10 protein-coding genes are annotated in these 15849 nt (G+C 43.8%); 2 read left to right on the top strand and 8 right to left on the bottom strand.

Annotation, left to right across the window (positions count from 1 at the left end; genetic code table 11):
• Positions 1-8: 8 nt before the first annotated feature.
• Both AC59JO_RS06090 and AC59JO_RS06085 read left to right on the top strand, forming a co-directional pair.
• Positions 9-1049: a GNAT family N-acetyltransferase gene (locus tag AC59JO_RS06090; protein ID WP_497304094.1), complete on the top strand. Its 1041-nt coding sequence runs from the start codon at positions 9-11 to the stop codon at positions 1047-1049.
• Between the two features lie 236 nt (positions 1050-1285).
• On the top strand, positions 1286-2647 hold the full coding sequence (locus tag AC59JO_RS06085; protein WP_497304092.1) for a hypothetical protein: 1362 nt from the start codon (positions 1286-1288) through the stop codon (positions 2645-2647).
• 757 nt (positions 2648-3404) lie between these two features.
• On the opposite strand, the gene AC59JO_RS06080 is transcribed toward AC59JO_RS06085, so the two are convergent.
• The 8 genes from AC59JO_RS06080 to AC59JO_RS06045 form a co-directional block, all read right to left on the bottom strand.
• Positions 3405-4916 carry a SusD/RagB family nutrient-binding outer membrane lipoprotein gene (locus AC59JO_RS06080; RefSeq protein WP_497304090.1) on the bottom strand — a complete coding sequence of 504 codons (1512 nt, stop codon included), beginning with the start codon at positions 4914-4916 and terminating at the stop codon, positions 3405-3407.
• 12 nt (positions 4917-4928) lie between these two features.
• Positions 4929-8087, bottom strand: a complete 3159-nt coding sequence (locus AC59JO_RS06075) for a SusC/RagA family TonB-linked outer membrane protein (RefSeq protein WP_497304088.1) — start codon at positions 8085-8087, stop codon at positions 4929-4931.
• Positions 8088-8272: 185 nt separating this feature from the next.
• Positions 8273-9592 (bottom strand): gluconate:H+ symporter, encoded by a 1320-nt coding sequence (locus tag AC59JO_RS06070; RefSeq protein WP_497304086.1) that lies wholly within the window; start codon positions 9590-9592, stop codon positions 8273-8275.
• Positions 9593-9607: 15 nt separating this feature from the next.
• On the bottom strand, positions 9608-11323 hold the full coding sequence (locus AC59JO_RS06065) for an IlvD/Edd family dehydratase (RefSeq protein WP_497304084.1): 1716 nt from the start codon (positions 11321-11323) through the stop codon (positions 9608-9610).
• 44 nt (positions 11324-11367) lie between these two features.
• Positions 11368-12204, bottom strand: a complete 837-nt coding sequence (locus AC59JO_RS06060) for a fumarylacetoacetate hydrolase family protein (protein ID WP_497304082.1) — start codon at positions 12202-12204, stop codon at positions 11368-11370.
• A gap of 169 nt (positions 12205-12373) precedes the next feature.
• Entirely contained in the window at positions 12374-13495 is a 1122-nt protein-coding gene (locus AC59JO_RS06055; protein WP_497304080.1) for a bile acid:sodium symporter family protein, read from the bottom strand.
• 10 nt (positions 13496-13505) lie between these two features.
• Positions 13506-14789 (bottom strand): mandelate racemase/muconate lactonizing enzyme family protein, encoded by a 1284-nt coding sequence (locus AC59JO_RS06050; RefSeq protein ID WP_413668288.1) that lies wholly within the window; start codon positions 14787-14789, stop codon positions 13506-13508.
• A gap of 23 nt (positions 14790-14812) precedes the next feature.
• Entirely contained in the window at positions 14813-15766 is a 954-nt protein-coding gene (locus AC59JO_RS06045; RefSeq protein WP_497304078.1) for an RraA family protein, read from the bottom strand.
• Positions 15767-15849: the final 83 nt, after the last annotated feature.

Here is a 15849-nt window from a genome sequence, read left to right as displayed (position 1 = left end):
TATTGATCATGAAAATTCAACGATTAGACCTCCTCAGATTTCCACACGATAAGATCAAAGCCTTATTGGCAAAGTATGATCTGGAAAATTTTTATTTAAAGTCCATTAAGTCGAATATAAACATTGATGAATTTCTGGAATTTAAGATAAATAACATCAAAAATCGTGTCAAAAATGGTGGTAAAGTTTGGCAGATCACCGATAATGACGATGATTTATTAGCAATCATCGGTTTACAAAAAAGCGAAGCCAGAAGCAGAAATTTTGGCTTAAATTATTACGAATACAATCCGTTATTCAATTTCACCGAAAAAGCATCAATAGCTCTCGAATATTTTGAAGCAGAGGTTTTGAGAGATGAAATAAAAATCAATGACATAGAATATTTAAAAGCAAAAGTCAACGCTTCGGACTACAACGGAATTTCAGCATTTTGCAAAACCAATTATCAATTTATTGGCACGAGTATGAATTTATTCCTGCAAAGAAATCATTTTAAAGAAATCAATAATTTACCTGATCACCTTGAAGTGATTCCTATGGAGGAAAACATGATTGATAAAATCAAAGAAATCCTTCTACAGCATAACCATAATGAAGATTTCTATGATGTAGAAGTTCCAGATCATAAAACACACGAGAATTTTTACAATTGGTTGGAAACATTTTATTTAACCACATCGGCACGCATAAAAAACAATACAGAAATTATTCTACTATTCGACAAGCAGGACAATGAGATCGTAGGATTTAGTTGTTATACTAAAGAAGGCGGCTTTAGTAAAAGGTTTGAACTTAGATTAATAACACGAGACCTTACTATCATCCCGGCAAAATATCATGGTAAAGGCTATGGAAACATCTTATTTAGCGAAATAATTAAACGGGAACAAAAGAACGTTGAATTAAAATTAATGTCCAATAATTATAAAGCCATACGTTTTAATCACAATAACGGCTTCAAATGCGTGAGCAGTTCACACTTTTTCCGTAAAATCTTTATAAAAGCTCGTGTTAACGCACTCATTTCTGAAGTGGAAATGGCATAAATTTGCTTCGTGTCGTCGAGTTTGAGTCATTACCGTTCCCAATAACGTGGATAGTGGTAGTAATTGAACACATGCAGCAATCCTTTCAACGCAATAAAAGTATTTAATACCTTTTTTTGCAGCGTACTGTATTGTAGAGGTGATCCGAATTAAAGCGAGAAATTGTAAGCGCCTAAGGCAGTTTTTCTATTGCAGATAAAATGTTATATTAGTTTTTATCTAAATCTGTCATAGCCGTGCCTTTTAACTATCATTCTATTTCTTTTAAGAAGCTTATTAGACCTTTTTGCGTCATAATCATAGTATGCTTGGGAGGCTTCAAAGTTTTCGCCCAAAACGACCAAATTGTCGTGCATCTAGGTTCGAAGTCTCCTTATGTGCATGCAAGTGGAGGTACTGTAGTCAAGCTTTTACGAACAAAGAATTATGAGGATGCTGACACGACACAACTTAATCAGGAAAAGAAGTTAAAGATTCATATCCCGGTGAGTATGATGGGTGTCAAAGTGAATACCTATTTTAACTTTCAAGATATTATTCTCCCGCCAACTACTATCCTAAATGTTAACACCTTTAATGAACCCGTAAACTTCAGTAACGCTGAATTTTACGGTGCGCTGCAAATATCAGGCAACACTTTTATTAGATCAGTACATTTTGACCATACACTTTTTCGGTCAAGTTTGCTGACAGATTTGAGTGGGAACAAGTTTTTGGGAGATGTCCATTTCGAATTTGCGGATCTCGGTAGTTTTTTAGACTTATCTTACACCAATTTGGGGGCAAAAAGCAACATGACCTTTATAGGCTGCAAATTGCCTGATACTTTGAATTTCTCTAATGTTAGTTCGTTGAATTCTGTGATCGACCTGACAAAAGCCGAGTTTTACAGGAATGGTGATTATGATTCTGTCAAAAAAACTTTTAAAATCCATTATATCAACCTCCGTAACAGCAATATCGCAAAGATCAGGATGGATTATGTCCATTTCAGACTGGCCTTCAATACTGGCAGGAAAGATGATCTAAGTACGGATGATGATAAGCAGGCTACTTACCGACAGCTTCTAAAAAATTTTGATGAACATGGCCAGGTAGAGAGTTATAAAACTTTGGATATAGAATATCATTTCTTTCTATTCGATAAAGTGCATCTACCATGGATCGGGACATTCTTTTATTATTGGTGGCAATTCGGCTATGCTAAGGAGCGCATATTCTCTTGGACATTCCTCTTCATCTTGATCTTTACGCTCATTGATTTTTTCATCGTAAACTTCCTGAATCAAGAGGTTTACGAAATGGACAATGTGCCAAGACTTAAAGCGATCAATTATTTCTGGAATAGTGAAAAGAGCCCCATTTTGCACAGAGCAGCGCGCTTATATGGGATAAGGAATTCCTTTATCAAATTAATTCATTTGCGAAAGCGACTATGGTACGCTTTTGTTTATACCTGCAGCACGTTTTTCAGACTAACCTTAAAAATGGAAAAGATCAAATTCTCCAATTGGAAAGGGTGTGTTTATCTGATCACCATGTATGTGTTCGGCTTACTTACGCTTGCGTATCTCGCCAATTATATACTCAACAAATAACTCGGGTAAAAAGCGTCTCGATTTGAAAACCACTAAATCAAAGATAGGCGACTATGAATTGACAGAACGGCTAAGAAAATCTTATTTAAATTAAAAACCCCTCCCCTAACTGGGCTCGAATCAATAGCTAATTTGAGCTGCGATCCAATAAGAGACTACTCTTAATTAGCTTTATAAATCGATAGATTTTGGTTTGGCTATTTAATCCCTCAATAATTAGATGTTTTATAAATAGGAAGCGCTTCATCTCACTGAGTCGCAAAAATGTAAGCGCCTGATTTATAAAAAAATTGTAGTGTTCGATAACCAAACACTACGATCACATAAAAGACCATTACTAATTAGCTTCAGAATCAGAATGATAATGGAGCAATCGCACTTTGGCCGTACGGGGTCAAGGTGTTGTGGCTTATCCACTATCAAAACCCGTTTTATAAAATTGCGTGCCCTGGCAAATACGCAAAATAGCGACGCGGTGGGTTATTCTGAAATTGATGTAATTACGGACTAATGATGGAATAAATCAGTAAACTTTTGGCACAACACACCAGATTGCTTTTATTCCAATCGGGTGAAAATACCCCATGTACAAAACACAGAGATATTAGCAGCCTTAGTACCGGATTACCGTAAAATAATCTTGCTGATCTGAATGAAAATGCAGGCTGCATAAAATTATTAACAGATACATCGTTATACCATCTGATACCCCGGCGCCATTTGGGTGCCAGGGTATTGAAGTTTTAACAGGGTATAATTATTTATCCCAAAATACAGGTGTATCCAGGTCATCGGTGCCTATGCTGGCTACGGCTGCCCGGTAATTATCAGCATTAATGGCCGACTCGGTTTGCGGGTAAGTGTACCTGCGAACGAAACTGCCTTTAATTTGCTTGCCGGGATATGTGTTTGGCGATAATGCCGGGAAACCGCTTCTCCTGAAATTAGCCCAGGTTTCAGCACCATTTCCAAATGAAGTTATCCAATACTGGGTATTGATCAGTTTCAAAGCATTGGCATCAGAATATGCAATTGTCGGGTTGTTTAAATAGGCGTTTTGTGCATCGCTGTTAATGACAGCAGTAGCGTCGTAGGTGGTAAATTGATCCATAGCCGCCTTAACACCGTTGTTGTAATAGGTACTTGCCGTACCTGTAATGTATCCCCTGAAAGCAGCCTCGGCCAACAACAACTGCGTTTGTGCATATGTTACGAAAAATTGCGGCGCCGTTATTTTACCAAATACGCTGTAATTCACCTGCGAATATTTGAATCCAGAACCGCTCACGCCGCGAAATCCCGGTGCTGTTGGTAGTGTACCGCTATCGTAGCCTATAGGCAACCCAAACTGGTTGGCTGATACTGTATCAGGCGTAAGGGACAATGCTTTTCCCGGGTCGGCATACATGGCCGAGATGTACTTCAGCCTTGGGTCGCCGGTAGATTTTAATTGTGTAATAAACGGCTCGGCAAGATAGTAGGTGTTGGTTAACTGCTGAATTTGCTGCGTAACCAGGTTAGGATATGCATTGTTGTATTTAAGGTAACAGTTATCCGCGTTAGATTGCATTACCCCCCCGGTAACCGCGGCCTGCACAATAGTTTTTGCCTTGCCTGCATCTATTTTAGAATAACGCATACCTATACGCAGCAACAGTGAATAACCCAGGCGTTTCCATTGCGAAACATCTCCTCCATAAAACACATCTCCCTTAACAAGATCTTTCGCAGGATCTAATGCTGCGGTGGCCGTTGTCAGTTCGTTTACCAGATCAGCATAAATATCCTGTTGCTTATCGTATTTGGGCAGGAAGGCAGAATTGAGGTAAGCCTGCCCCGCCTGGCTGTATGGCACATCGCCATAAGTATCTACCAGCATCATATAATTATAAGCCCGCCATATCCTGGTTTCGTTGTACAAATTAGACCGCGAAGCGTTTCCTTTTAAATCCGGCAAAATGTGTTCAAGTAATTTTATGGTATTTGGATAAGCGTTATTCCACCGCATCACCGTATAGGTTTGATTTAATACGTTGAAGTTAAATGCCGAGGTAACCCCGCCAAAAGGATCAATAAACTGCTGAACAACCGTAGGTTCAGTTTCCATTAATGCTGCATACGTTAAAACTTCCGCATTGGAAAACAAAAACACCGGGTCGAGACTGGTAGTGTTATTGGGATTAACATTTAACTCTCTGAATCCTTTATCGCAACCTGTTGCAGCAAATAGGCAGGCAGCAGACAGTATGATCTTTATATAATTTTTCATGATCGTGCTTTTTTAAAATTTGACGTTTAGGTTAAATCCATAAGTCCGCGTTGTAGGTAGCGAACTTTGCTCGTAACCGGTTAAAATATCACCACTTGAAGAGATGGCCTCCGGATCGATATTTGGTGTATACTTTTTAATGACGAGCACGTTGTGGCATACTGCAGAAAGCACCAGCCCTTTTATAAATTTAGCTTTCATCATCTTCGAAAAGTCATAGCTAACCGAAAGGTTTCTCAACTTGATAAAGTCTGATTTATAAACGAACGGATCCAGGATGCCCTGCGAGCGATAATTGGCATAAAAGTCTTCAGCGTTCACTGCGGTAGTGTTAGGCGTGCCATCGGCATTCACCGCATCAAACTTTACGCCTCCTTCCCTGCCAACCAGCGATTCTTTTGACAAACCTTCGCGCAGGAAATTCAGGTTGGAACTTGACAATATTTTACCACCTTTTTTATAATCAATATGTGCCATCAGGGTAAACCTCTTGTAAGTAAATGTATTTACCCAACCGCCTGTAGCTTTGGGCAATGCACTGCCAAAAAGCGCAGGAGATGTACTTGCCACTGGTTTACCACCCGATACAATGATTTTACCATTGGCATCCCGGCGGTAAGTTGATCCTTGTATCTGATTTAACGGCAGACCAACCTGATCGACAATGGAGCCGAAGAATTCTCCTGCACCCAGTGTCAATTGTTTTTGACCGTTAGCCAGCGCTAAAACTTTAGACGAATTTATGGCTGTATTAAATGCTGAACGCCAGGTAAAATTCGGTCTTCTGATAGGTACTAACTCCAGCAAAAACTCCATACCCCGGTTTTGCAACTCGCCAAGGTTTACAATGGTACCGGTATAGCCCGACGCGTTGGAAATAGCAACGCTTAAGATCTGGTTAGTGGTATGCTTATCATATGCAGCAATGTCCAGGTTCACCCGGCTGTTAAACATGCGCAGTTCGAGCCCGATTTCTTTTTCTTTTACGCTGTATGGTTTGATTGACTGATTTGGCGTGGTTACGTTGCTGATACTCCCCAGCGGAATACCATTGAACGCGTTTTGTGAAAGTGTGAAGGTAAGCGAATTACTGTAAGGGCTAATACCGTTAGCACTACCCACGTTGGCATAGGTCGCCCTGATTTTTCCGAACGTTAGCCATGAAGGTGGATTCTTTAAAAACTCCGAAAAAACAAAACTACCACTTACCGATGGATAAAAATAATGGTTATGTTCAGGGCTTAGCACGGAGAACCAGTCGTTACGGCCGGTTACATTTAAAAACAAATACGATTTATAGCCAAACTCGGCGGTTCCATAAAGCGAGTTTACTGTTGATTTGGAAACCGCAAAGGCCGACGTATTGGTTACACCGTTTCCAAGAGTATAAAAATCCCTGACATAGAAATTTGTGGCGGTAACTGTATATCCTTGCGATGAAGAGGGGAAGGTATTTCCACCCACCGTGGCATCAAAAGAAAATGGCCCCCATTTGTGTCCGCCGCCTAATAAGAAATCGGCATTCAGCGCGCGGTAAGTATTGTCATTTGAGTTATAGCTGCCATTATAGAGGCCAACAGGCGCAGCTGCATTTGCCAGGGTTCCGGTTGGTGCATTTTGCTCATAATATGATGTACTGTATTCCATATTCACCCGGCCCTGCAAGTAAAGCCAATCAAAAAACTGGTAGCGCAGGGTTGCAGTACCTAAAAGGTGGTCTTTAGTTTGCTTTGTAAATTGCTTGTTCATGATCCAGTACGGGTTGGTAAGGGTAGTGAAACGTGATGTGGGCGTTTCGTTCCCATTGGCATCAACCGCAGCTGCCTTCAATACATCCAAACTAACCGAGTTTGAATAACGGTAGATATAATTGGTAACAGATGATCCCTGAATACCAATTACCGGTGGGTTGTTGTTATTCTCATGATCATAATTCACATAGATTTGGGCCGACAGTTTAGGTGTGAAGTTGTAGTTGAGCCCCAGGTTGAAGATCTTTTTGTGATAATCATTATTAGGTATTATGCCTTGGGCATCCTGGTTTGAGTATGAAAACCGGAAGCTGCCCTTATCGTTACCGCCGGAGAACGCGATGGTATTTGTCCACGCGTTGGCAAGCCTGAAAAATTTGCTGATGCGGTTTTTTTCGGGCGCGTAAGGGCGTTGTACTCCATCAAACTGGAAGGTGGGGGCATTATCAAACTTCTCCCCGAAACTCCATGCACCCGAACTTTGTGCCTGACCTTGTGTTTTGGGGCGCACATTATTTTCGCCCTGTCCATATTCGTACTGAAAGTCGGTAAAATCCAGTGCCTGGTTTTGCGTAAAGTTTGAGGTGAACTCAATGCCGATTCCGCTGTTTTTATTACCGCTTTTGGTGGTGATGATCAGCGCGCCGTTACTTGCTCTCGACCCGTAAAGCGCCGCAGCTGTGGCCCCTTTTAATACCGTCATCGATTCAATATCATCGGGGTTTATTTGCTGCATATTATCCCCAAGATCTACCGATTGTGTGTAACCGTTGGTACTTGACGGGCTTTGTGATAATGGAAGACCATTTAATACAATTAATGGCGCGTTATCGCCCTGGAATGCAGACTGTCCGCGCAACCTGATCTTGGTACTGCCTCCTGGACCGCTTGCCGGTGGAGATATATCCAAACCAGCAACCTTTCCCTCGAGCGAATTTACAAAATTGGTTGACCGATTAGTGGTTATTTCGCCCACGCGTACATTTTCCGCCGCATAGCCTAATTTTTTAGATTCACGTTTGATACCTAAGGCAGTTACAACTATCTCGTTGATGGTGGTTGATTTTGGCTCCAGTGTAACATTGAGCGTGCTGCGTCCGTTGAGGGGCTCGGTTTTAGGGTTGTAGCCCACATAGCCGAATAACAAAACCGCGTTATCGGCAGCTACCTGGATCTTGTAATTGCCGTTTGCATCGGTTACTACGCCATTCTTAGTCCCTTTTTCGCTTACGCTAACGCCGGCAAGCGGGCTGCCCTTTTCGTCGAGCACTTTACCGGTAACTGTTTGTACATTAATTTCGACGCTGGTCCGAACACCGACGGCATTTCCTGCCCGTACATCCGCTGCGCACATAAGTGTAAAAAGAACACTTATTACAATGGACAGCATCATCCCAGATGCTTTGATTCTTTTTTCCATGATTTTAGGTTTAATTCAATTGGTTAATCTTAATTCAACTACCTTCTCAATAATTGGTAATGGAGAAAGAGCTTGTTCCAAGCAGCGTTTTACTGCCGTTTTTTTGATTTTAGTATAGTTTTTTCTTCATGTTTACGCAGGTTTTGGGGTTTGAAATTGGTTTATATACATTTAGTAGGTATAATCTATTTAAAGCAAAAATCTAACAGCAAAACACCCGCAAGCCCTATTACAGCTACCAGGCTTTCCATCACAGTCCAGGAGCCGAGCGTTTGCTTTACTGATAACCTGAAATATTCTTTACATAGCCAGAAAGCCGTATCGTTTACGTGTGAGCCAAACAGGCTTCCCGCCCCTATGGCCAGCACCAGCAGATTGGTGTTAATGGCGGCATGATGAGCTATCGGGAATAACACTCCCGCGGCAGTTATACCCGCAACCGTGGCCGAGCCGAGGCAAAGCCGTAAACAAGCCGTGGCAAGCCAGGCAAGTAATAAGGGATGTATAGTGCTATTCATCAGCATGCCGGCAAGGGCATCACTTAAATGGCCATCTACAAATACCTGCTTTAACGCGCCCGCGCTGCCAATAATGAGCAACACCATGGCTATATCTTTTACCGCACACACGTAGCCATCCATTATTTTTGCCAGTGGTTTGCCTTTACGCAACCCAAGCGTATAGGTGCTTATAATGATGGTTACCAACATGGCAATAATTGGCTCTGCAAGCCATGAGGCCACATTTTTCACAAAATGCGCTTCACCAAAAAGCACAGGCAGCAAATAGGCCACGCCAATCAGTACCACAGGCAAAAGGGATGAGAATATGCTGTTAAAAATACCCGGTAGCTCATCGGCAGGCAGGCTTACCAGACTATTGGCAAATTGAAAAACGTTAGGGCCTACTTTTTTTAGGGTAGCCGAAAATATCGGCCCCGCAATTATTATAGCGGGAATAGCAATGATAAGCCCGTAACCAAATGTTTTTATTACATCTGCGTGAAAAACGCTGATGAGTGTCATCGGCGAAGGATGCGGCGGTAAAAAACCATGCATTACCGATAAAGCTGTAAGCATGGGCATTCCAACATACAGCAATGGCAAACGGTAACTGTAAGCAACCGAAAAAATAATGGGCACTAACAATATGAAACCTACGTTATAATACAAAGGAATACCTACAATAAAACCCGTTAGGGCCATGGCGTAGCTTACATACCGGGCACCAAACAAATCATGCATAAAATGGGCTATGCGCTGCGCGGCACCGCTTTCGGCAACCAGTTTACCCAACATAGCTCCCAGTACAATAATGATTGCTACCGATCCTAAAGTATCGCCCAGTCCTTTGTTTATTGACGCAATAACCATTGTAAAAGGCATACCGAAGCAACAGCCTGCCACCAATGCCACAATGATAAAGGCGAGGAAAGCATTCACCTTTACCCACGTTATCAGCGCAACAAGCAGTAAAATACAAAGGATCAATACAAGTATTGTCATCGTTATCAGCTTGATTTAATGCGAATCGCGTGTTACAACAGATCCGGAGTTCCCTACCAGGAAATCGAGATCTGCCCCCTTATCGGCTTGTTGCACGTGGCGCTGGTACATGGATACATAACCCCTGTCGGTATGATAAGCAGGTTGTTTCCATAACTGCCTCCGTTTTTCCAGTTCAGCCTCATCTACAAGCAGGTCTATCCTTCGTGCGGGTACATCAAGGCGTATCAGGTCCCCGTTTTCCACAAGTGCCAGGTTACCGCCAACGGCCGATTCTGGCGACACATGAAGCACAACTGTGCCGTAGGCAGTACCGCTCATGCGTCCGTCCGAGATCCTTACCATATCTGTGATCCCTTTATCCAACAGCTTTTTGGGCAGTACCATGTTACCAACTTCAGGCATGCCGGGATACCCTACCGGGCCAACGTTTTTTAATACCATTACACAGGTTTCGTCAATATCAAGCCCAGGTTCGTCAACCCTTGCGTGGTAATCTTCAATAGTTTCAAAAACCACGGCCCTGCCGGTATGCTGCATCAGCGACGGTGTGGCTGCCGAAGGTTTGATAACCGCACCGTTAACGGCAAGGTTCCCTTTTAAAACGGCTATTCCCCCTTCGGGGATAATTGGGCTATGGTAGCCTGCAATAACCTCATTGTTATAGCAAATCCCGTCATCTTTTATATTTTCTGCATGCGATTTACCGGTTACAGTTATTGCATCCATGTCCAGTTCACTGCTTAGTTCCTTCAAAATAACCGGCATCCCTCCTGCATAGTAAAAATCTTCCATCAGGTATTTTCCCGAAGGCATCAGGTTGAGCAACAAGGGTATTTTGCTACCCAGCCTGTCGAAATCATCCAGGCTTAGGTCTACGCCGATACGCCCGGCAATTGCTGTAAGATGGATAATGAAATTGGTGGAACCTCCTATTGCCGCGTTTACTTTGATAGCGTTTTCGAAGGCGGCACGGGTAAGTATTTTCGATATCGTTAATCCCTCCTTTACCATTTCAACAATACGCCTGCCTGATAGCTGCGCCAATACTTTTTTCCTTGAATCAACCGCCGGGGTGGCCGCGGCCTGCGAAAGACACATCCCCAACGACTCGACCATGCAAGCCATTGTAGAAGCCGTACCCATGGTCATACAATGCCCCGCGCTTCTCGACATGCAGCTTTCTGCAGCAAGATATTCGTCGTTAGTTATTTTACCGATTTTGAGGTCATCAGTCAACTGCCATACTATCGTACCCGATCCGATATCAGCGCCCCGGTACTTACCATTCAGCATCGGACCACCCGGAACCACGATAGTGGGCAAGCCTACGCTTGCGGCCCCCATCAAGGTTGATGGTGTGGTTTTGTCGCATCCGGTTAGCAGCACAACCCCATCTATCGGGTTGCCGCGTATCGATTCCTCGGCATCCATACTGGCCAGGTTGCGGAAAAGCATAGCTGTAGGTTTAAGCAAAGTTTCACCTAAACTCATAATCGGAAATTCCACGGGAAAACCGCCGGCCTCATAAACTCCGCGTTTAACAGATTCCGCAAGATCGCGCAAATGTGCATTACAAGGCGTTAGCTCCGACCATGTATTGCAGATTCCGATAACAGGTCGGCCGTCGAAAAGATCGGTCGGCATGCCCTGATTTTTCATCCAGCTCCTGTATAAAAACCCCATTTTACCTGTTTTTCCAAACCAATCGGCACTTCTGAACTGTGACATTTTATATTTTTTTATATTTAATTTATTTTGTTGCTGTGTTGCAATTACCTGCCCACCTGGTTTGTAAGTGTACCTATGTTACTTATGGAAATGTCTATCACATCGCCGTAGTTAAGTGTGAAGGAATCAGGCGGAACTATGCCGGTACCGGTCATTAGATATGCACCCGCAGGGAATGACATCTCCATAAAAAGGTAATTGGCAAGTTCGTGGTGGGTACGCTTCATCCTGTTGATCAAAATCGCTTCAGCAAACACCTTATCGTCCCCTCTTCTTATTTCAATTTGAATTTCGGTGTCAGGCGAAATAGCCGTATCCGGTACATAAAGACATGGGCCAATCGCTGCCGAGCCATCGTATGATTTAGCCTGGGGAAGGTATAACGGGTTTTCTCCTTCTATATCTCTTGATGACATGTCGTTACCTATCATATATCCTTCAATGGTGCCCCCGCTGCAAATGAATAACACCAACTCCGGCTCGGGAACGTTCCATTTCGAATCTTTCCGGATGCGAACATTACCGCCAGGTCCCACGGCTCGGGAGGCCGAAGACTTGAAAAATATCTCAGGGCGTTCGGCACTGTAAACCCTTGCATAAAAATCGCCGCCGCCGGCATCTTTGGATTCTTCCATTCGGGCGTCCTTACTGCGTAGATAGGTTACGCCCGACGCCCAGATCTCCTGGCTACCAATAGGTGTGCTTATGTGTTCCAGATCGTGAGCCAGCAAAGGGTTGGCCGTAATGTTTTGGAGATCTTTTAAAACCTCGCTGTACAATGCTTCGCGATTTATAAAACTATCCCAGTTCCAATCCGGAGAACTGTAAAGCAGGCCGTTATGTTTTACAATAACTTTGTTGGTGGTTTTAAATATATGCATAGCCATTTTGCGCTACCTGCGTTTGTGCGGTAGTTACTCGTTTATTAAAAAATGTAACAAATAGGTTACTTGGTTATGTACAAAGAATGCTAAACCAAATTGCTTTGTCTTCCAAAAAAACACAGTGTTGATTTTTACACAAAAGCTTGTGGCAAAAACCCGCGCTGCATCAACGCTCAGTTGTGTTTTGCGAAGCAGCCGTTGGGCCGGGTGCCGGCTTTTTTTTATGCCAGTACGAGGCCAATAACGAGCCGGTGATATTCATAAAAGTTGAAAAGATAACCGGTGCCAGGCCCAGCGTAGCAATTTTTCCCATGCCTTTGGCAAGACCTGCGGCCATACCACCGTTTTGCATTCCAACCTCTATGGCAATGGTACGGCAGTCACGCTCTTCCATCCCCAACGCCTTTGCCGACCAAAAGCCCAGTAAATAACCGCCTATATTATGCAGCAATACCAATACAGCCAGCAGCAGGCCAACTTTAAGCAGGCTGTCCCGGCCCGCGGCAGTTATAATAATGATAATGCCAATGATACCGCCCATAGAAATAAAAGGCATTATCCTTTTTAGCCAACCACTACGTTCTTTAGCTACCGAAGAAAACACCACGCCTAAAGCAATAGGGATCATCACCATTTTAAAGATATCTGTTACCATAGCCCAGGGATCTATTTTAATAAGCGGACCGGCGAGTAAATTCATTAAAAACGGCGTTAATAACGGAGAAAGCAGCGTGGAAATACTGGTTATAGTAACCGATAAAGCCAGATTTGCCTTAGCCAGATAGGATATCACATTAGATGCCATACCATTGGGGCAGCAGCCTATCAGTACAATACCGGCTGCTATTTCGGCAGGCATTGCGGTTAATTTCACACTAAGTGTAGCTATGCTGAAGCCCAGTAAAGGCATAATGATAAAATGGCTCACCACCCCTATAATTATTCCCCCGGGCGATTTTAAAACGCCGAGAAAATCGTGATAATGCATAGAAGTGCCCATCCCAAACATAATGAGTTGGATAAGCGGAATAATAAGCGTGGCATATTTAAAATTGCCGTAACTGATAAAAAACGCAGGATAGTAAAGCGCCATGGCGGCTGCTCCAAAAATCAGCGTTGTATATGCAAAGCTTTTGGTTTTTGGCGAAGCGCAAAGACTTATGGCAAGCAGTACAAAAAACGTAAGCACATACGGCCCGGCATGCTCCAAACCCTTAGAAATCATGATCAATACGGCAACAAGCGCGGCAACGGTTAGGGTTGTGGTCACTTTATAAAAAGTTTTCATACCGCGTTGATCAGGCGAAAAATGGAACTCCGGGCATTGCATACTTCTTCAGCCCTTCCTCGTTAATCTCAACACCCACACCAGGCTTATCAGACAGCACCAGGAAGCCTTTCTCGATAAAAGGCTTGTCATATTGCACTATTTCCTTCCATTTTGGCTCGGTGTCACTCAATGTCTGCCACTCCAGGATATGGAAATTGGGTACTGAGGCACAAACGTGCGCAGTTGCCATCGCGCCAAGAAAGGACCCTACCATGTGCGGCGAAAACGGCACGTAGTATAAGTTGGCAAGGTTGGCTATCCGTTGCCCCTCACCCAGCCCACCACATTTTTGAAGATCGGGCATTACAATATCAATGCCAGCTTCCGAAAGCAGCCTGGTATAGCCATAGGCCAGGTAAAAATTCTCGCCGGCGCAAATAGGCGTGCTTGTTTCCTGGGTTATTGTTTTATACACATCAATATTATCCGCAGGAATAGGTTCCTCCAGCCACATCAAATTAAGGGGCTCCATCATTTTTGCAACCCTGCGACCGGTTGTGGCATCATAACGGCCATGCATATCCACACAGATATCAATATTCGGCCCAACCTCCTTCCTAACGGCAGCTATGGCATTATACATTCTGTCGAGCTCGGCGTTGCTGGCAGTCCAGTTATAGCGGTCAAACTTATTCGGGTCGCGGGCATCGTCAATATCAAATTTCACAGCTGTATATCCGCGGTTAACCGCGCCGCGGGCTGCTTTGGCATAATCTTCGGGCACCGGGTTTGTGGCAGTGTATAGTTCCGTATCGCAGTAAACACGACATTTATCGCGAAATTTACCTCCTAATAACTGGTATACAGGCAAGCCCAAAGCCTTGCCTGTCAAATCCCACAGGGCTGCTTCCACTGCTGTAAGCACCGCAACAAACATCCCGGATTGCGCCCCGGCGAAAAAGTTGGCTTTCCTTATCTCCTCAGCTATCCTGTTGGGATTTAAGGGACTCCGGCCTTTCAGCATCCACTCCAGGCGTTTAACCAGGTAATAAGTTCCCGCTATGGCATCAACCCCCTCACCCGAGCCCCAGATACCCTGGTTGGTATATATTTTTACAAAAAGCCCGCCGCCCGCATAGGCACACTTAACTTCGGTAATTTTAAGATCGGACGGGGATGATGCCTGCGGGGTACGCTCTTTGGCATCTATCAGCCCTTGTCCAAATGTTTTATTTAAGGGTGCGGCCAGTACAGCAGCACCGGCTAAAACAGTTTTCGATAGAAAGCTGCGCCTGTTTTGATAGTTTGACATACTTTTTATTTAGATAGATTTATTTACCAGGTTCGGTTTTTCAGGATATTTTGGACCTGCTCTTTGGGTACCGGCAATTCATTGATATGCGCGTTGAGCCATGCCGAAAAATCCTTTTCGATATCGGTGCTCCAGCGGGCATCTATTTGCCCGGCTGTGTATTTGCCTTCCTTTAAGCGCAGGTGGCCAAACATGTCCCTTAACCTCACTATTTCGGAGGTGGTTACTACCTTCTCGGCCAGGTGCGGCGGAATAAATATCACTACCCCATTCTCGCCCAAAACCACATCTCCTGGCATTACGGTAGCCTGCTTTATCCTGGTAGGCTGATTGATGCCGATAATCATGGTATTCAGATCGCCGGGAGGGTTATGGTACGATGGGTCGTAGCTTTCTACAAAGGATGTAAAGCCACCAATCTCTTTTAGTCCGCGCAGGTCTCGTACAGCACCATTATAAACTATGCCGTTGCCGGTTTTCGCGTAGATGGCATTGCCCACATTGTCGCCAATAGTAGGTCCGTTTTTGTGTGCGCCAAACTGATCGGCCACATATACATCACCTTTCACCAGCAAATCCACAGGCCAGGTGTTTTGCCCTTTTTTCCCCTGGGTTTTGCCCCTGTCATCAATTGCCTTCCATACATCTGGGCGGGCGGGCATGAAAACAGCAGTTACGGCGCGGCCTACTAAAACGCTATCCGGATTTATAACCAGCCAGTTCTCGGTTAACTGGTAGCCGTAGCCAGCGTTTTTTAAAACGGCCCAGGCTTCTTCAATACTAACAAGCTTCATCCGGGCCAGAATACCATCAGGCACTTTAGGACGGCCATCGGCAAAGCGTTCGCCCTTCCACTCCGGAGTAAGGAAGATCAATTCATCCCTTGAAATTTGTTGCGCAAACGTGCTATTAAAAAACAAACAACAATGCAGTAATACAATGCCCGCAAAGCGAAAAAAAGGAATCCACTTTTTCATGATAAATTTTAATGAGCACACTATTTAGGGAATTAGCGGCTTTGGTTATTATTATAATTGGTTATGAATGCATACAAAGTATC

This window comes from Mucilaginibacter sp. A5337, from assembly GCF_059690695.1.
This window is presented reverse-complemented; position numbering and strand designations above follow the sequence as displayed.

Excerpts from the sequence above, each read along its gene's own strand:
- AC59JO_RS06090 (WP_497304094.1), top strand. The coding sequence starts at position 9 with ATGAAAATTCAACGATTAGACCTCCTCAGATTTCCACACGATAAGATC.
- AC59JO_RS06080 (WP_497304090.1), bottom strand. The coding sequence starts at position 4,916 with ATGAAAAATTATATAAAGATCATACTGTCTGCTGCCTGCCTATTTGCT.
- AC59JO_RS06075 (WP_497304088.1), bottom strand. The coding sequence starts at position 8,087 with ATGGAAAAAAGAATCAAAGCATCTGGGATGATGCTGTCCATTGTAATA.
- AC59JO_RS06070 (WP_497304086.1), bottom strand. The coding sequence starts at position 9,592 with ATGACAATACTTGTATTGATCCTTTGTATTTTACTGCTTGTTGCGCTG.
- AC59JO_RS06065 (WP_497304084.1), bottom strand. The coding sequence starts at position 11,323 with ATGTCACAGTTCAGAAGTGCCGATTGGTTTGGAAAAACAGGTAAAATG.
- AC59JO_RS06060 (WP_497304082.1), bottom strand. The coding sequence starts at position 12,204 with ATGCATATATTTAAAACCACCAACAAAGTTATTGTAAAACATAACGGC.
- AC59JO_RS06055 (WP_497304080.1), bottom strand. The coding sequence starts at position 13,495 with ATGAAAACTTTTTATAAAGTGACCACAACCCTAACCGTTGCCGCGCTT.
- AC59JO_RS06050 (WP_413668288.1), bottom strand. The coding sequence starts at position 14,789 with ATGTCAAACTATCAAAACAGGCGCAGCTTTCTATCGAAAACTGTTTTA.
- AC59JO_RS06045 (WP_497304078.1), bottom strand. The coding sequence starts at position 15,766 with ATGAAAAAGTGGATTCCTTTTTTTCGCTTTGCGGGCATTGTATTACTG.